The sequence below is a fragment of the Parendozoicomonas sp. Alg238-R29 genome (genome assembly GCF_947331445.1).
GTDB lineage: Bacteria > Pseudomonadota > Gammaproteobacteria > Pseudomonadales > Endozoicomonadaceae > Sansalvadorimonas.
Window position 1 is genome coordinate 19578 of the sequence record NZ_CAMZOG010000004.1, and the last position, 16755, is coordinate 36332.

A 16755-nucleotide genomic window follows, 5' to 3' on the forward strand; every position below is an offset into this window, starting at 1 on the left:
CATTGGGCTTACTCTGGTTTCAGGGGATTTCAGGGATGAATGATGGTGTAAATAAAAAGGGCAGCTCCGGCACTCAGCTACCACGCGTGGAAGTTGAGAGCCCCAAACATAAGAGGTTTCACAAATTTCGTAAAAAGGTGAGTCAATTCAAGGCGAAATATCTCACTCTTTCGGGAAAGAAAGTCGAGGAAGCGGCTCCAAAAACCAGTGTAAAACCATCTGCAGACGTCGAGCCCCCTGTAAGTTCCCCAACCAAATTACCAGAGCGTAAAGCAGAGACAGTCTCACCTGTTACTCCTGAAGTAAAACCTAAAGGAAAAAAGAGATTCTGGTTGCCCAGGCGAGCCAAGGAGAACACTCCCGCCCTGTCTGATCCCAAGACAAGCCCGGTATTACCTTTTGTCAACTCAACTCCGCCCAGGGTTGTTATTAGGGATGACAGTTCAAACGATGGAGAGTCTGTTGATACCTTTGGGGCAAATTATGAGGATGTAAGCTCCGATGCCGATATTGACGATATATTGTTTCACAGTGGTTTTGACCATAAATCCTCATCACCCCGAACGTTAAAAGCCAAACGCAACCTTGCAGAAAAAACCATTGGCTGGGTGGCGGAGAAAGCTCTCAAAAAATACCTGCCTGTGGATTCCCAAGAAATTAAGCAATACCAGGAGCAACTGGAAAAGCTGGAAGAGCAAATCAAAAATGCTGCGAAGAATCGTAAACAGTGTTCGACAGTAGAAAAAACACATGTAGAGCAAAAGAAAAAGCTTGAAAAAGAGTTAAGAGAGGCCAGGAAATCAAAGGAAGGCCTTCAGGGAGATATCAAGAAAAACACGAGAAAGTTGGATCAGGAAAGAGAAAATTCAGCAGCTAAAAAGAACGTGGCCAAGTACGAAAGAAAGCTTGAAGATTTTGACGTAAGAGTGACTGGTGCTAATCAGAAAATATCCCGCCTGGAGCAAGAAGTTGTAAGCCTAAATGCTGCGATTGAGTTGGATCAAAGAACTATTCAGGAAAAAACAGATCTTGAAAATCAACTTGTGGTTCGTAAAAAAGCCGTTGAAAGTCATCTTGAAGTGGCCAGAGATCGGCAGAAAATTTTCAATCGACAACTTGTTTCCCTTATTCTCAGTCTTCGCCGTATCCACCAGAAAAAAACCAGTCTCCCTCCTTTAGAAATGCCCAAATTGAAAATTCCGGTTGGTGATGATCATCTGGAATTAAGTAATGTGACTTTCAACCCTTCTGACATTGTGACCCGTATGCAGGATGGACATCCATTTGTTGATATCACCTTAACGGATGTAGAAGCCGATATTCTTGCACCTATAGAGGGTGGAGTGAAAGTGGATGTCCGCACCAGAATTAATCCGATCACTCTTACTATAGGCGGGCCTATTGGTGCTGCTTTTCATGAATACCTTGATTGCAGCAAAGCGAAATTGGCCCCAGCTATGGGTAAACTGGCCAAGGTTATTGTCAAGGCTGTAACCAGTGGTGGGCAGAGCGATGCCCCTGTTCATCTCAGTGCTGATATCGGCACAGTCACAGTACTTACTGAAGGAATCAACACTGACACAATTGTTCGTGGTGTCAGCGTGGTCGAACGTACTCCCGATTCTACTCTCCAAATAGTGTTGACCCAGTTAAGATTGCCCGTTCATGTGCATGTTCACCAGCTTGAAGTGAAAACCTCGGGTGAAGTTGATCTGAATGTAGGAGCACATGATCTGGAACTTGATCTGGACCCCGCTGTTTCCGGCCAGATGGGTGGCCACTCAAGAATAGCTTCTCTTGGTGTTAAAGTCGGAGAGCTTCACGTTGATGCTGGTGGGCCTGTGGCACTGGCTGCCAAAACAGTGAGTAAACTTCTGCCTCCCGATCCTTTGCAAGTGTTGAGCGGTAAGGCTTTGTCTCCATCAGTACTGGAGAAGCTACCCGCCGATGCCTGTACTGAAATATCCGGCTTTGCGAGCGGACTCGAAGTTAACCTGACTCGCAACGTCAATAAACGACATACCAAGCTGAACCAAGCCAAAGAAGTCTGGGTTGTAGAAGGTGATGAAGTGACCAGTATTAAGGCGAAGCAAGTACGCCTGAATACTGCCGGTAATCTACAAATAGATGGCACAGTCCATAAAGTCCATCTCAAGACTGAAAAACAGGGCTCAGAGCATGATGTTATTGATTTTTCTCTCGGGGAGGAGGGCGATGAAAAAACAGGTTTTGTGACTGTTACCTGTAAGCCCGCTCTGGTTAAAACTCTGGCAAAAGCCTTTGAGAAAGAACCTCAGGAGGGCGAAACCAAAGAAAATGATGGCCCGCTCCAACATTTCCTGATCGACGGTAATGCGGTTGTCCGGCTGGATGGTAAAGCTGATGTGAAGCACGATAACATATCGGGAACCACTCATTCGGATATTGATGAACTCACTGTTCGCACCGCCCCTTCTGAAAGACCCGTGCAGATTCAAACAGAAGATATGCGCTTGATGTTGCCTTCCAGTGTTAAGGGGCAGGTCCAGGGTACCCATATTGATTCAAAAGTTGTGGTATACCCCGGTGTGGAGAAGAAGAAAACCAAAGTTCAGCTTGATCGGGTTGATTTAACTGGCGATGGAGAAATTACCATTGATACTGGGCTGGATACTGGCAGAAAGCCCCGTCATCACTTTGCTTACCCTATACACGGCAAAGGCCATATGACTGGTTTTAAAGTGGAAACTGTTGGTCATGTAAAAACAGACCAGGGTCGTAAAACCCAAATGACGGTTTTCACTCCGGAAGACTTTGATCTGGAAGTTGAAGAAGTTCGCTCCGGGCAAATGTCCGTTGGCAAGGTAGGGTTGCACCTCGACCAGGATTTGTCTGGAGAGGTAGCGCTTGAAGGCGTGAGTATTGGATTTAACAATCTAGTGAATGATCGTGTGCATTTTGATGCAATAAAAGCAAAAGCATCAGAGGAAAAATACAGAACGGAAGTAGCGATCAGGGAATGCATCCAGGTTTTACAGCACCAGCTTTTAACTACCAGAAAGCTGGTAGAAGCCGATGCCAAGTCTCAAGCTGCCACGACGTATCCTCCATTGTCTGTTGATGATTTTGAGTCAGAAGATCAGAAACAAATAGAAGAGCATTTAACAGTTTTCGACAGTCGGCTGAACAAGGTTGATGATCTGGTTAATCGGGGGATGGATGAGGTTCAGGCAAAAGCGGAAGCTCTAAAAGCCTTCCCGGAGGTTGTCACCGATAAAACTCTGGAAAACCATGATAGGGTTCAGGATATTAAGGCGCATATTGAGGCTGCGGAACAACAGCATGAGAGATTCCGGGAGCAGGTAAAGAGACTGGTTCAATCCGAAGCTCTCTGGCAAGAGGCGGAAGAAAAAGCAGCGCGAATGCACCCGACACCGGATCTCAAGGATTTTAGTCAGAAAGACCAGAAGCGTATAGGGGACCATTTGGAAGCTTTTAGCAGCAGACTTGATAGGGTTGAGGAATTAGTTAACTCGGGTTTGGAGGTTAAAGTCGCTCAAGTCCAAGCCCAGGTGGAGTTTCCGGAGGTAGTTTCTGAAGATCTCGATGAATTTCATAAGCTTGACGAAGATACCGATGCCATTCAGGTTTTTGATTCACTAGGATTGAAAAAACGCGGAAGGTTCACGCGTTGGGTGAAATCAGCTTTACGTGATAAGACACTGATGATGGATGGACATGTTCCCGTGACCCAGGGTGCTATGTTGCTCAATGATTTGAGAGCAACCCATATTCGTGTTCTTCCAAATGCCACAGTGGCCCGCTTGCCTATTGAGCGCAGAGTCAAAGAGTTGGAAGACCGTGAATTGAAAGGTGAAATCCTTTCTGATCAAGAATGGAAAGAGCTTCAGGCCAAGCGGCAGAGGCTGGCAACCATGCCTAGACCCAGCTTGCGGGCACGAGCAATGGCTGGGGTGTTAAGCCTTGGCGTTCGAGCCGTGGTTTTCTTTGCTAGTGGAAGAGCAGTACAGGTAAGCAATGAGAATGGTCGCCCAGTAGTGCGTTCTCCAATACTGAGAAACAGGAAACTGCCGGTTGGTGAAAAGTTGGAATCCCATCTGGTGGTGAATAAGAATGGTTCGCTGAATATTGCAGCTATGCAGAATCTTGCGACTGGGATGTACTGTTTCCCATGGCGTACAAGGGAACAGTTGGATGGACTGTTAACTCAAGTTTACTCAAGCCCTGATCCGATTGAGAGTCTGGATAAGTTACTGGGTCGGGTAGAAGAGGCGCTTGGCGACAGTGCTCGTGTTCAGGAAGCCCTCTACCTTTTGAGTAGTTTGAATATTGAAACCCTGATCAATCAGGCACAATCTGCGGGAGACAACAAAGGGCTCAGGCATCGTCTACGCAGTGTTGCCACCCATGCTCTTCGGAACCCTGCGACTCAGGGCGTTGCACAGTATCTCTATAACACGGGCTTCCGCTTGTTGTCTCCAGTATCACCAGCAACTTTACAGGAATTGGCGGATCACTGTGAGGAAACTGGTCGTCAGGCGATGAATCTGGCGGAGCTCTACCTGAAGTGCAGAGAAACAGGCAAAGCTGCTCTCATATTACAGAAGGTGGTTGAGGCGGAATCTGGAAATGTCAACGCCCGCTTGCTGCTAGCCCAAGTTCAATGGGATCAAGGTGAACGGGAAGGTGTTCTCCAGCTTCTTGAGGAAGCAGCTATTGCCGGTGCGACCGACCAGGTATTGCCTGTTCTGGACAACTATATCGGCAAGACTCCCGATGATCCCGAAACCCAAACCAAAATGCGCCTGCTAAAGGGGGCTTTAGCTTTACGTCTTGAGGTGAAAACTGGTGAATGTGGCGGGTTCCTCAGTGGTGTTAATACACTTGAGATGCTTATCGCGTCTGATTCCGCAGCTAAAGGCAAAGCTGTTGAAATTCTAACGAGTCGTTGCCAACACGCCTATCACGTAAAGGAAAGACTGGATCTGGAAGAGTGGGAAGTCTGGAGTGATAAGATGGAGAAGGCGGCTAAACGTATTGAAGCGGGTAAGCCTGTCGATTTGACTCCAGAAGAATGCAAGCTTGGAGCCATGAGCTTTATGTACTGCTTCCGTGGTGTTTATCCTAACCTGAAAATTGCCCGGGCCATGCTACTTGCTGTTGTTCCCAGAACACCGGCTATTGATGTGCATCTGGATATTCTGGCGGATGTTGAGGCCAGACAGCAGAAAAGCGCGGCCTGATTTATCACTCTACAGTCTCGCTTTAAAAGCCAGAAATGATTCTTTTAGTATAAAGCTCCCGACAGTGGAACTTTATTATGTCTGTCAATCCTTTCTCTTTTCGATCTATTGTTGTGCTAACTGGTGCTGGTATTTCTGCAGAATCCGGTATTCGCACGTTTCGGGGATTTGACGGGCTTTGGGAAGATCACTGCATTGAAGATGTAGCATCACCTGAAGGGTTTGTACGGGACTTACATCGTTGAGCTGAATCTTGCCCCCGGCGAGCATGCCAGCCATTTTGACCTCTTTATGAACGGGATGGCTACAGATACCGTTCCTTCTTTTTTTATTTTTATGCCTCAGGCCTGGTCAGTGAGACTAACCGAAAATGTCAGTGTTACTGACATTTGATTGTTGGTATTGCTGAACCTTGTGTTAGCTGCTCTGTCTGAACAGGGGTAAGGATCACCAGATAACCGGTATGGATGCCGCCAGCAGATCATAAAGTGGGGCAGACATATGGCGTTCAGACTCTCAGGGGCTGTTTTCAGTTTTGTTATGGCTGCGGGAATCGCTTTCCCGGCAGTGGCAACAGAAAACTCTCATACGACTCAAAACTTCCACCCAAGCCAAAATCATGAAATTAACACCAAAATTCTCGGGTTTGAGGTTGTCCTGAACGCCAGTGGGAAATCTTGGTCAGGTCAGGTGATTATGGCCCATGAACAATGGTTGAACGGTAGTAGTCTCAGGCTCAGCAGTCATTTTTCAAATACACCGCCGGAAGGCCTGCGACTGCCTGAATATGAAGATCTGCAGGAAGATGGAGGTATGGTGTTTACCCGGGTTTCTTCATCCTCAAAACCTAAGAGTGATAGTGAAGAGTTAGTGCGGGTTACAGAATATGGCACATTCGCGCATATGGGAGACATGGTAGGTAAACTTCCTTTATTCCCTGAGGGGCGTAAAACAGTTAACGCTAACCGACTTTATCTCAGTCATTTTCTGTTGTTGGATGAACCTGCTTTTATCAAGGAGATTTATGCCAGCCATACTGGTAGTGGTTATAAATATGACCTGACCATGAGCGACAGTTCACACATAACTTACCGGTTGAGTAACCAACAGGAACTTCAGGGTATAACCATTGAAAGGCTTAATAAAACACTGACTTATAGAGTCGCCCCCTCGGTTGATATGCGGGTTGCTACGCAGCCCTAGTCGCCCTTCGGTAGCTTTTGTTTTATAGCACTTTTTGAGAAGACTTTCCTGGTTGCCGTTCTGGTTGGCTGGGTAAAAGGGCGCTAGGATAGCCTTACAAACTGCTCTCATTTTGGGGGGAGCTGCCATGAATATTCAGGGTATGAAGTTTGAAGAGGTGATGGACTGTTTTATGAATGGGTTTCAGCGCAGAAACCCAGGCGAAGAAAACTTCCATCAGGCAGTCAGAGAACTGGCGGCAGATGTCATTCCTTTTATGATTGCAACGCCACGATATGCCCGGATGAATATTCTGGAACGACTTACCGAACCAGACAGGATAATCAGTTTCCGGGTGAACTGGCGGGATGATGAAAATAATGTGGCACCAATCGTGGTTACCGTGTTCAGCACAATAATTCTATTGGCTCCTATAAAGGCGGACTTCGTTTCCACAAGAACGTTACCCTTGATACTCTGAAGTTTCTGGCTTTCGAACAAACTTTTAACAGAAAAGTAAAAGCTCCCGGCATACCCGGGAGCCTGCTGAAGAGTTAACGGCTTAGGTAGCGCATCCCATCTTCAATACCCTTTACTGTGAGAGGATACATCCTGTTCTCCACCAATTTCAGAATCTGGTCGGTTGAAGTGGTGTATTCCCAATGGGTTTCCGGGTAAGGGTTCAGCCATACAAGCTTGCGATATTTTTCCATAAACCGAAGCATCCAGGTTGAGCCGGCTTCTTCATTCCAATGCTCAACACTACCGCCAGGTTCGGTTACTTCATAAGGAGCCATAGTGGCATCACCGACAAAGATAACTTTATAGTCTTCACCATACTTATGAAGGATATCGAGAGTCTGAATACGATCCTGATGGCGGCGCAGGTTGTCTTTCCAGACGGATTCATAAATAAAATTATGGAAGTAGAAAAACTCGAGATGCTTGAATTCAGTCTTGATAGCGGAAAACAGTTCTTCACATACCTTTACGTGGGCATCCATAGTGCCGCCGATATCCATTAATACCAGAACTTTCACATTGTTGTGACGCTCCGGCACCATCTTGATATCCAGCATGCCCCCGGCTCGTGCTGTGGAATGAATGGTGTCATCCATATCCAGTTCTTCCTGGGCGCCTTCACGGGCAAACTTTCTTAAACGACGCAGGGCGACTTTGATATTTCGGGTACCCAGTTCTACGGAATCATCAAGGTTTCTAAATTCCCGCTTGTCCCACACTTTTACTGCGCTTTGGTTGCGTCCACCATCCTGCCCCATACGAATCCCTTCAGGGTTGAAGCCGTAGGCTCCAAAAGGAGATGTACCACCGGTACCAATCCATTTGTTACCACCTTGATGGCGTTTCTGCTGTTCGGCGAGGCGTTCTTTAAACTGCTTAATCAACTCCTCAAAATTACCAAGACTCATGATTTTGGCTTTTTCTTCGTCAGTGAGGAATTTCTCGAACTCCTTACGCAGCCACTCATCAGGAACCATCGCTTCAGGCAACATTTCAAGCGTATCAACACCATCAAAGAATTCTGAGAAGGCGCGGTCAAAACGATCGAAGTGCCGTTCGTCTTTGATCAGAATGGCTTTGGCAAGATGGTAAAACTCTTCACGATCCGCGAAGACAAGGTGCGCTTTTAATGCTTCCAGCAGATCCAGGTACTCTCGGATACTGACTGGAGCTTTATACCGCCTGAGGGTATCAAAGAAATTCAACAGCATATTCTTGTCATTTTAATAAAATGCAGTGGAGCAAGAATAGGGGAGTTGCTGCAGGCATGCAATGGACTCCCCGTTGGCTGACAGAATTACTGGTTTGCTGCGGTCAGAAGATTATCAACAATTTTACGATTAACACGGATTACGATTGTTGGGAAATTATTATCTTTATAGTCAAGAACCGGTTTCCAGAGTCTCTATGTAAAATGCTGATACTGCTTGATAGGACAACCTTCAAGGGCAGCAAGTTGTTGTGACTGAGAGGCAAAAATGCCACGGGACGGGAAGGTAAACAGAGCAGCCAGGATGCAGCGAAGCAACCTATTTCGTTCTTTAATAGATGTGTTTTTATTGTGTGCCTGAAAAGATCATCATAAATGGAAAGAGCCTTCAATGACCGCTGAGTCGCTACAGAAGGTTATAAGTGGAGGGTGGAGGGAAATGCGTGCAATTCAGAGCCTGGCATGCAGACCCTGAGATATTATTTAGATGATTTTATGATCTTTAGCGAGGGATACCAGATGGGTGCGGTTTCTGGCACCAAGTACCCGTTTAGCTTCCCGGTAATGGTAGTTCACACCGTTGTCACTGATATCGGTCATATCGGCGATAGCACGTGAGGAATAGCCTTCAGAAGCTAGTTTCAGGATGTGTCTGGCCCGTGGTGAGAGTACTTTCCTGATAATGTAAGGATTAAACTTTTCTTGTCTGAAAGCCATAAGTTCCAAGTGCCAGCCAAGAACTCGTGCATTCAACTCTTTACGAACGCTCTGGTAATGAACCGCAAGCTCATTAGGAGGTAGCTGACTCTGCAGCGAGAAAATGCAGAACCAATCTGAACCTGTCTGCCAGCGCAGAGGGAGTATCACCATGCTGGAAATGTTGTAACGCTGGAAAAGGTTCTGAGTGGCAGATGTATCCGAGCCCGGAGCAGGGCAAATGATTGGTTCATGGGCAGATATCAATCTGGTGAGAAGATTATCGTCTTCTGCCAATGTGTGGTAATAGGTGCGGAGGATTTTTTCGGATAAGGTTCCAAAGCCTTCCCGGCCGTCGGCTCTCTGCTTTATATCAAAGTTCAGATGTTCGCCACGCTCCTTACTGGTTAGGCTGGTAGGTAGTGAGCTATAGCGGAAGCTGCTAAAGCCAAGGTTGGTAATAGTATTTTGAATCTCCACCTGGATGACATCCAGAGATCGTGCGGATTGAGAAAAAATATCTTCGTTATCCTGATTGTTACTTTCCGTAGCCAATTGGCTACTCAGAACAACCCTTCCTCCAGCTTTCACCTGCTGCATAAGAACCCCCTGTGTTATCCGTAAACGAATACGATTTCCCTGATTTACATGCGACGAGTGTCTTTTTATGTATTTGAATAATGTCAGACTATGTTTTAGTAAGTAAGAGGCTTTCTAGGCAGATAAGAAAAAAAAACAGGAGATATGATGTTTGAAGGACAATTTTCGCCTTATTGTTTCTTGTAAAGACAAATAAGGCGAAAATGATTAAAGAGTGTTTATGGAAAATGTCAGCACTCTATTTTCTATGTGATTATTTTTTAACCGCCACGTCTCGCCATGAAGGCCAGTTTCTCCAGCAGTTGCACATCCTGTTCATTTTTAACCAAGGCACCGGCCAGTGGTGGGATGGCTTTGGTTGGGTCTCTCTCTCGAAGCAGGTTTTCTGAAACCTCATCGGCCATCAGGAGTTTAATCCAATCCACCAGTTCTGATGTGGAAGGTTTCTTTTTGATACCAGGTACCTTGCGTACATCAAAGAACAGCTCGAGGGCTTCTTTCACCAGTTCGTCGCGAACGTTAGGGAAATGAACCTTAACAATCTCTTTCATTGTTTCCCGGTCTGGGAAATTAATGTAATGAAAGAAACAGCGGCGCAGGAACGCATCGGGAAGATCCTTTTCATTATTACTGGTAATTATAACAATTGGTCGTTTTTTCGCCTTGATTTGCTGTTGGGTTTCATAAACATGAAACTCCATACGGTCAAGTTCAAGCAGCAAATCGTTTGGAAATTCAATATCAGCTTTGTCGATTTCATCAATCAACAGAACAACCTGCTCTTCCGATTCAAAGGCTTCCCACAGTTTACCTTTTACAATGTAGTTGCTGATGTCGTTCACACCTTCAACGCCAAGTTGGGAATCCCGCAGGCGGGAAACTGCGTCATATTCATACAAGCCCTGGTGAGCACGGGTTGTGGATTTAATATGCCAGGGAATCAAGCGCATATTTAGAGACTGTGCCAGCTCTTCTGCCAGCATGGTCTTTCCTGTACCGGGTTCACCTTTAATTAACAGTGGGCGTTCAAGAGTGATCGCAGCGTTTACGGCAAGGCGTAAATCATCAGTTGCTATATATTTTTCTGTGCTGTTGAACTTCATTATTTTACCCGCGAGGTGACTTGTACCGTCATTTTTATTTTGATGTACTCTATCTATACGTTTGACTTATATCAATATTTGAAGCTAGAGGAAGGGGTTCTACGTTATATAACTATTTCTTCTAATATCATAAGACAACAATCGTTTACAGTTCTTATCGGCTGATGGATAGTTTTTCAGTGTCTATTCTCTATTAACACTAACTTCTGGGATCAGTGAAGATCATGAGTTCCATATTTCCTGACATCGCTCAGACGATTGGCAAAACACCTCTGGTAAAGATTCAGCGCCTTGCTAAAGGGGCAAATATCTTTGCCAAAATTGAATCCCGCAACCCTGCAGGCAGTGTGAAATGTCGTATCGGTGCCAGCATGATCTGGGATGCAGAACAGAAGGGCTTATTAAAGCCTGGTGTTGAACTGGTAGAGCCAACGAGTGGTAATACCGGCATTGCATTGGCTTTTGTGGCGGCATCCAAAGGTATCCCCCTGACACTGACCATGCCGTCTTCCATGAGTCTTGAGCGCAGGAAACTGCTGAAAGCTTTAGGCGCGAAACTGGAACTGACTGAGCCAGCCAAAGGTATGAACGGAGCTATTGCCAGGGCGAGAGAGATTGTTGCAACTGATCCAGAGCGTTTTCTCCTTTTGCAGCAGTTTGAAAACCCTGCCAACCCCAGAATTCATGAGCAGACTACAGGGCCGGAAATCTGGAACGATACCGATGGTGAAATTGATGTGTTGGTGGCTGGTGTGGGAACTGGCGGTACGATTACAGGTGTATCCCGCTACATTAAGCAAGAACAAGGAAAGCAGATTATCAGTGTTGCTGTGGAGCCTGTGTCCTCCCCGGTAATTTCCCAAACTTTGGCAGGGGATGAGGTTAAGCCCGCTCCTCACAAAATTCAGGGTATTGGAGCCGGGTTTGTACCGGGTAATCTGGACCTTTCCTTGGTTGATCAGGTTGAGCAGGTCACCAATGAAGAAGCTATTGAAACAGCCCTTAGATTGGCTAGGGAAGAAGGAATTCTCTGTGGCATTTCCTGCGGTGCAGCAATGGCTGCAGCCTTGAAACTGGCCAAGAAACCGGAGTTTGAAGGAAAGAATGTAGTGGTCATCCTTCCGGACTCTGGTGAACGTTATCTCTCCAGCCCTCTGTTTGCAGATATGTTTTCCGAACAGGAGCTGGTGCAGTAATCTGTCGCTGGTGTTTAGAAGGGAGGAGTTGATTGTCCGGTCAGCTCCTTTCCTGTTTTTGGATGTTTCACTTTCAAAGTGCAGGCATGCAGATTTAATCTATCTGCGGCCTGTATGGTTTCTTCCGTTCCATAAAACCGGCAACCCAGGATGGGGTGACCCAACTCTGTGCAATGCACCCTTAGTTGGTGGGAGCGCCCGGTAATAGGAATCAACTTAAGGTGGGTTAAGTTTTGGAACATATCTTTTTGTAAAACTTCGTAACGGGTCTGCGCCGGTTTACCCAGTTCAAAATCAACCATTTGTTTAGGGCGGTTCGGCCAATCACACCGCAATGGCAAATCAATAACCCCTTTGTCTTTTTCCACGATACCGGCAACTTTCGCAATGTATTCTTTGGTGGTTTCACGATCCTGAAACTGGCGACTTAACTCCCGGTGGCTTTCTTTTCCTCTTGCCAGAACCATGACCCCGGATGTATCCATATCCAGACGATGAACAATCAGCGCATCGGCATAGGTTTCCTGCACGCGGGAAATAGCGCAGTCACGATTGGCCGGATGTCGACCTGGTACGGATAAGAGACCTGAGGGTTTGTTAACCAGCAGGCAATACTCATCGGAATAAAGGATTTCAACTTGTTCTGCACATTTGGGTGCAAAGAATTGGGGGCGTTCGAGGGTGTCGGCAGTCATTGGCTACAGAGGAAAAATTGGCATATAAGTCAGCGGTGGCACACCTTACCAGAATTTAATTGCATCTGTCTGTTTCAGAATTCCACAGGTGATATGCGTGAGGGGAAAATCAGATAACTGCATAAGTCATTAGATTCATACTGTAACTTTTCGTAAGGTTTACCTCGCAATAATGATCTGCGTCAATGTACAGAATGTATTGCACACTGACGCATAAGAAACGCACCGACACATACTTCAAGGGGTTTTCATGAACCGCAACGGGACGATTAAGCTTTTCTCCCTGACTACTCTTTTTGCTGCAATTTTTGCCGCAATGCTGCCTGCCATAAATGCCAGTGCTGCCGGTTTCCAGGTTAACGAACACAGTGCTGCTGGTCTGGGTCGTGCTTTTGCCGGTGAAGCGGCAATCGCGGAAGATGCTTCTGTTGTAGCGCGTAACGTTGCAGCCATGTCTTTCCTGGAAGGTTCAATGTTCACCGGTGCGGTAAGTTACATCAAGCCGGAAGTGGAAGTTGAAGGGCATTCCGCTCTGGGTACCAGCAAAGACAAGGCTGTTGCTGGTGAAGCTGTCGTTCCTGTTTTCTACTACGTTACCCCAATTAATGATAAGTGGAGCTACGGTGTAGGTGGTTTTACTAACTTTGGTTTCAATACTGATTACAAAACAAGCTCTCCACAAACCCGTGTAGCGGACTTTTCAGAAGTTATGTCCTATAACCTGAACGGTAGTGTTTCCTACAAAATCCAGAACAATCTCAGTGTCGGCTTTGGTTTAAATGCAGTCTACGTTGATGCTCAACTAACCAACGCCGCAAATGGCCAAGACATTATGAATGTGGCTGGTGATGATTGGGGCTTTGGCTGGAATGCAGGTGTATTTTGGGAACCAGTGACTGGTACTCGTATTGGCGCCAGCTATCGCTCTGAAGTGAAAACCACTCTTGATGGTGAATCCAAGTCCGACGTTATCACTGGAACTCCTATTCCTGGGTTGAACCCTTCAGGTGCTAGCTTCAATTCTGATGGCTCCGTAGATCTTGATCTTCCTTCTATTGCAGAGATTTCTATTTGGCAGCAGATCAATGATCGCCTGGCTGTACACGCAAGCTATGTGCAGATCGGCTGGTCCAGCTTTGAAGAGATAGTTGTAGATTTAGAGAATGGCATTGCGATTACTGATGAGCAGAACTACGAAGACAGTTCTCGCTGGTCTGTAGGTGCAACCTACAAGTACAGTAAAGACTGGACTCTTCGTGGTGGTTACGCCTACGACAACAGCCCTGTTGGTAATAACGACCGTAGCTTCCGTATCCCTGATTCCGATCGTCAGTGGTTCACTGTTGGTGCTAACTATAAGATTGATAAGCAACAAAGTGTGGATATGGGTTATGCTTTCCTGAAAGCAGCGAAAGCTGATGTGGAAGAAGAAAGTGGCGTTGGTGGTGAAATTACCAGTGGTAATGCCCATATTGTAAGTGTGCAGTACAATTACGGTTTCTGATTTTTATAATTGATTTTTTTAAACCCGTCTGATGCAGGTCAGGCGGGTTTTTTTTATGGTTATGTTGCTACCATGTTACCAGCCATGCAGATCAGTGCGCATAGTGCTGCCGGCTTAGGACGTACTTTTGCAGATGAAGTCGCCATGGCAGACGATGTATCAGTTGTTGCTCGTAATCCAGCTGGTATGAGTCTTTTTGATCGTAAAACTGTCACGGTTGTTGGCAGTTACGTTATCCCGGATATCGAAGTGTCTAAAAATGGCTCGGCCAGTGGAGCAAAGAGTGTTGCTGGTGAGGCATTTGTACCTGCGGCTTATATTGTGCGTCCTGCAGGTTTAAGCCTAAGCGCACGGTGACTTTGGATGTGTAACTGTTTGTAGTGGTAAGCCCTTAGATGTTCGGCTCGATTATCCGGTTAGGATGGGTGAGCCTGATCGTATTCCCGTTGTGGGTTTTGTTTTTGCGATTCGGTTGCACCGGAGTCTTAAATGAAACCCGACACTCTTCGCCGATTTGATCTGAACCTGCTGGTCACTTTGCATGTCTTGCTGGATGAGTGCAGTGTCAGCCGGGCAGCGGATCGGCTCTGCCTGAGCCAATCGGCTATCAGCCGTTCTCTTGGCAGGTTGCGGGATATCTTTGAGGATGATCTGTTTATTCGCAGGCCTCATGGTTTGCAGCCAACTGTAAGAGCTATTGAGCTACAGGCCGAACTTGCAGATGCGCTGGGTATGGTGTCTCGAGTGGTAGCGCCTCCTGAATTTGACCCAGCACGTTGCACAAAGCAGTTTACTATCAGCGTCATGGAACACCTTTCCATGCAGATTATGCCTCCACTGCTGGCTCGACTTCGGAAAGAAGCTCCTGATGTCAAAGTGCGTGTGTATCCCTGGTCTGGTCGATGTTTGAATGATATGGCTACAGGTAAGCTGGATATGAGTATTAATATCTTGCCGCTGGAACGCACAGATTTGCACCGGCAGATAATTGTACCTGTTCAGGCTAAGGTTCTTATGGCTCGTAACCATCCGTACGCCAGCCTTGATCGACTGACTCGCTCCCAGTATCTGGCTTACCCTCATGTCAGTCTGACTATCGCAGAGTATGCGGAAAAACCCTTTGCGAATAAAATTGCCATGATGCTTGCAAACAGGGAGATTATGTTATCGACTGCTGATCCTCATCTGGCTTTCGAAGTCGTCAGCCAGACTGATGCGATGATGATTGGTACCACATCGTTGAACAGCATGTTGCTGGATAGGTACAAACTCAGGGCTGTGTCACTTCCACCCGAGCTGGATTCCCTCTACTCCCACTATCAACTGACATGGCATCGGCTGATGAATAGGGATCCTGCTCATATGTGGTTTCGAGGGTTACTGTTTGATGAGTGTCAGGCTCTACAAAATGAAGACCGTGAAGCCCGCGGTGTAGCTTAACTGTTGGCTACACCTCTAAAGCCTCACCTTTGCGAAATACTTGCATATCTCCCGCAGACATAATGTTCCATTGCTCATCGTCTGTCAGTGGCAGGGTGGCAATCACTGTAACTACATCGTTCGGTGTGGTTTCCTGATGAAAGTCGACAATCACGTCTGCATCTTTTAACGATGCCTTGGTAAAAGGCGCGCGACGTGTAATCCAGCAAAGTTTTGTAGAACAGTAGCAACCCAGGTCACGACCATCACTCAATAACATATTGAATACGCCTAAAGGTCGAAGCTGATCACCCAGTTTACGGATAAAGCGCCAGAGTGTAGCAGGGCGTGCTGGAGGTTTGGGATAGCGCTGGCGAATCTGATCCAGTATCCAGCAAAATGCATATTCGCTGTCTGTGGTGCCTACGGGGTGATAGAACTCCAGCGCCTTGGATTTGATATCTTTCAATTGGCCATTGTGGGCGAAAGTCCAGTAACGCCCCCAGAGTTCCCGGGTAAACGGATGGGTATTCTCAAGGCATACCCGGCCAGCATTAGCCTGACGGATATGGCTGATAACCGTTTCACTCTTGATTGGGTAGTTCTGCACCAGCAGAGCGACTTCAGACTGACAGGCAGGGTCCGGATCACGAAAATCCCGAATGCCTTTACCTTCATAAAATGATATTCCCCAACCATCTCGGTGAGGGCCTGTTACGCCACTGCGCTGCATCAGGCCGGTAAAGCTGAAAACAATGTCAGTAGGGGTGTTGGCACTCATGCCCAACAGTTCACACATGTCTTATAACCTAGTCGCTCAGGATGATCTGCGCTTGGCAGCAGGGATTTTAGGGTCAGAGCGCTGTTCACGGGTTGATTTATGGTCGGATTTTTTATGACTGGAGGCGACTTTCTTTTCACTGCTTGCGGACTTTCCAGAATGTCTGAAAAACAGCAGTTTAATCAGGCTGGCAAAAACCAGGGAGCCGCCAACAATAATGCCATTGTGAACCATGGCCTCCGGGCCAACAGTCAGGGCATCATAAGTCATGGCCAGAAAAGCCGGCGAGAACCAGGTCATATCCTGATTGGTGAACCCTGGAACGAGCACAATAACGGCTCCCCAGAGTCTTAGCCAGCTGGCGAGTTTGTCATTCAGGCCTGAGGTTATTTTTACCCATACAGCAAGACAGCCGACAGCTGCAGCAAGATAAACAGTCCAGGCAATCAAATACTGGGTTGGGCTCATGGGGTTGTCGGTAACCTTCGGTCTTTGGCAGGAATAATGGGATAATTTTACTTGTCTGGTGGCTTTGAGGAAAGGTCATCGCGCTTTTTCTCAATAGAGTCAGGTTTTATAGCCGCGATTCTGTAATGGCAGTACG

The 16755-nt window shown here is 46.7% G+C and carries 14 protein-coding genes and 1 pseudogene; 9 read left to right on the forward strand and 6 right to left on the reverse strand.

Features of this window, described 5'->3' with window-relative positions; genetic code table 11:
* The first annotated feature begins 35 nt into the window (after positions 1-35).
* The 5 genes and pseudogenes from QMA35_RS01640 to QMA35_RS01660 all read left to right on the forward strand — a co-directional run bounded on the left by QMA35_RS01640 (position 36) and on the right by QMA35_RS01660 (position 6983).
* Positions 36-5243 carry a hypothetical protein gene (locus tag QMA35_RS01640; RefSeq protein ID WP_281645384.1) on the forward strand — a complete coding sequence of 1736 codons (5208 nt, stop codon included), beginning with the start codon at positions 36-38 and terminating at the stop codon, positions 5241-5243.
* A gap of 77 nt (positions 5244-5320) precedes the next feature.
* Positions 5321-5476, forward strand: a pseudogene (locus QMA35_RS01645) (Sir2 family NAD-dependent protein deacetylase); the annotation flags it as partial.
* Between the two features lie 268 nt (positions 5477-5744).
* A complete protein-coding gene (locus QMA35_RS01650) occupies positions 5745-6446 on the forward strand; it encodes a hypothetical protein (RefSeq protein ID WP_281645385.1) in 702 nt (233 codons plus the stop codon).
* Positions 6447-6573: 127 nt separating this feature from the next.
* On the forward strand, positions 6574-6906 hold the full coding sequence (locus QMA35_RS01655) for a hypothetical protein (protein ID WP_281645386.1): 333 nt from the start codon (positions 6574-6576) through the stop codon (positions 6904-6906).
* Positions 6849-6983, forward strand: a complete 135-nt coding sequence (locus tag QMA35_RS01660) for a Glu/Leu/Phe/Val dehydrogenase dimerization domain-containing protein (RefSeq protein ID WP_281645451.1) — start codon at positions 6849-6851, stop codon at positions 6981-6983. Before QMA35_RS01655 ends, QMA35_RS01660 begins: the two co-directional genes overlap by 58 nt.
* Here the strand turns inward: QMA35_RS01660 and QMA35_RS01665 are convergent.
* The 3 genes from QMA35_RS01665 to QMA35_RS01675 form a co-directional block, all read right to left on the reverse strand.
* On the reverse strand, positions 6980-8158 hold the full coding sequence (locus QMA35_RS01665) for a VWA domain-containing protein (RefSeq protein ID WP_281645387.1): 1179 nt from the start codon (positions 8156-8158) through the stop codon (positions 6980-6982). The genes QMA35_RS01660 and QMA35_RS01665 overlap by 4 nt on opposite strands.
* 482 nt (positions 8159-8640) lie before the next feature.
* Positions 8641-9453 carry a LuxR family transcriptional regulator gene (locus QMA35_RS01670; RefSeq protein WP_281645388.1) on the reverse strand — a complete coding sequence of 271 codons (813 nt, stop codon included), beginning with the start codon at positions 9451-9453 and terminating at the stop codon, positions 8641-8643.
* Positions 9454-9713: 260 nt separating this feature from the next.
* Positions 9714-10556: a MoxR family ATPase gene (locus QMA35_RS01675; RefSeq protein WP_281645389.1), complete on the reverse strand. Its 843-nt coding sequence runs from the start codon at positions 10554-10556 to the stop codon at positions 9714-9716.
* 224 nt (positions 10557-10780) lie between these two features.
* Between QMA35_RS01675 and cysK the strand changes: the two genes are divergently transcribed.
* On the forward strand, positions 10781-11752 hold the full coding sequence (cysK, locus tag QMA35_RS01680) for a cysteine synthase A (RefSeq protein ID WP_281645390.1): 972 nt from the start codon (positions 10781-10783) through the stop codon (positions 11750-11752).
* 14 nt (positions 11753-11766) lie between these two features.
* Here the strand turns inward: cysK and QMA35_RS01685 are convergent, their stop codons facing one another.
* Positions 11767-12447 carry a pseudouridine synthase gene (locus QMA35_RS01685; protein WP_281645391.1) on the reverse strand — a complete coding sequence of 227 codons (681 nt, stop codon included), beginning with the start codon at positions 12445-12447 and terminating at the stop codon, positions 11767-11769.
* Positions 12448-12697: 250 nt separating this feature from the next.
* Here QMA35_RS01685 and QMA35_RS01690 point away from each other — a divergent pair, with 250 nt between their 5' ends.
* From QMA35_RS01690 to QMA35_RS01700, 3 genes are all read left to right on the forward strand, one after another.
* Positions 12698-13951 (forward strand): outer membrane protein transport protein, encoded by a 1254-nt coding sequence (locus QMA35_RS01690; protein ID WP_281645392.1) that lies wholly within the window; start codon positions 12698-12700, stop codon positions 13949-13951.
* 84 nt (positions 13952-14035) lie between these two features.
* Positions 14036-14308, forward strand: a complete 273-nt coding sequence (locus tag QMA35_RS01695) for an outer membrane protein transport protein (protein WP_281645393.1) — start codon at positions 14036-14038, stop codon at positions 14306-14308.
* Positions 14309-14440: 132 nt separating this feature from the next.
* Complete coding sequence (locus tag QMA35_RS01700; RefSeq protein ID WP_281645394.1) at positions 14441-15391, forward strand: LysR family transcriptional regulator; 951 nt, start codon at positions 14441-14443, stop codon at positions 15389-15391.
* A 7-nt stretch (positions 15392-15398) separates the two neighbouring features.
* Here the strand turns inward: QMA35_RS01700 and QMA35_RS01705 are convergent, their stop codons facing one another.
* Together QMA35_RS01705 and QMA35_RS01710 are read right to left on the reverse strand one after the other, a co-directional pair.
* Positions 15399-16169 (reverse strand): class II glutamine amidotransferase, encoded by a 771-nt coding sequence (locus QMA35_RS01705; protein ID WP_281645395.1) that lies wholly within the window; start codon positions 16167-16169, stop codon positions 15399-15401.
* 18 nt (positions 16170-16187) lie between these two features.
* Positions 16188-16619 (reverse strand): hypothetical protein, encoded by a 432-nt coding sequence (locus QMA35_RS01710; protein WP_281645396.1) that lies wholly within the window; start codon positions 16617-16619, stop codon positions 16188-16190.
* Between the last annotated feature and the right edge of the window lie 136 nt (positions 16620-16755).

Bases quoted from the DNA above. Each gene is read 5' to 3' on its own strand.
- QMA35_RS01640 (WP_281645384.1), top strand. From the start codon at position 36: ATGAATGATGGTGTAAATAAAAAGGGCAGCTCCGGCACTCAGCTACCA.
- QMA35_RS01650 (WP_281645385.1), top strand. From the start codon at position 5,745: ATGGCGTTCAGACTCTCAGGGGCTGTTTTCAGTTTTGTTATGGCTGCG.
- QMA35_RS01655 (WP_281645386.1), top strand. From the start codon at position 6,574: ATGAATATTCAGGGTATGAAGTTTGAAGAGGTGATGGACTGTTTTATG.
- QMA35_RS01665 (WP_281645387.1), bottom strand. From the start codon at position 8,158: ATGCTGTTGAATTTCTTTGATACCCTCAGGCGGTATAAAGCTCCAGTC.
- QMA35_RS01670 (WP_281645388.1), bottom strand. From the start codon at position 9,453: ATGCAGCAGGTGAAAGCTGGAGGAAGGGTTGTTCTGAGTAGCCAATTG.
- QMA35_RS01675 (WP_281645389.1), bottom strand. From the start codon at position 10,556: ATGAAGTTCAACAGCACAGAAAAATATATAGCAACTGATGATTTACGC.
- cysK (WP_281645390.1), top strand. From the start codon at position 10,781: ATGAGTTCCATATTTCCTGACATCGCTCAGACGATTGGCAAAACACCT.
- QMA35_RS01685 (WP_281645391.1), bottom strand. From the start codon at position 12,447: ATGACTGCCGACACCCTCGAACGCCCCCAATTCTTTGCACCCAAATGT.
- QMA35_RS01690 (WP_281645392.1), top strand. From the start codon at position 12,698: ATGAACCGCAACGGGACGATTAAGCTTTTCTCCCTGACTACTCTTTTT.
- QMA35_RS01695 (WP_281645393.1), top strand. From the start codon at position 14,036: ATGCAGATCAGTGCGCATAGTGCTGCCGGCTTAGGACGTACTTTTGCA.
- QMA35_RS01700 (WP_281645394.1), top strand. From the start codon at position 14,441: ATGAAACCCGACACTCTTCGCCGATTTGATCTGAACCTGCTGGTCACT.
- QMA35_RS01705 (WP_281645395.1), bottom strand. From the start codon at position 16,169: ATGTGTGAACTGTTGGGCATGAGTGCCAACACCCCTACTGACATTGTT.
- QMA35_RS01710 (WP_281645396.1), bottom strand. From the start codon at position 16,619: ATGAGCCCAACCCAGTATTTGATTGCCTGGACTGTTTATCTTGCTGCA.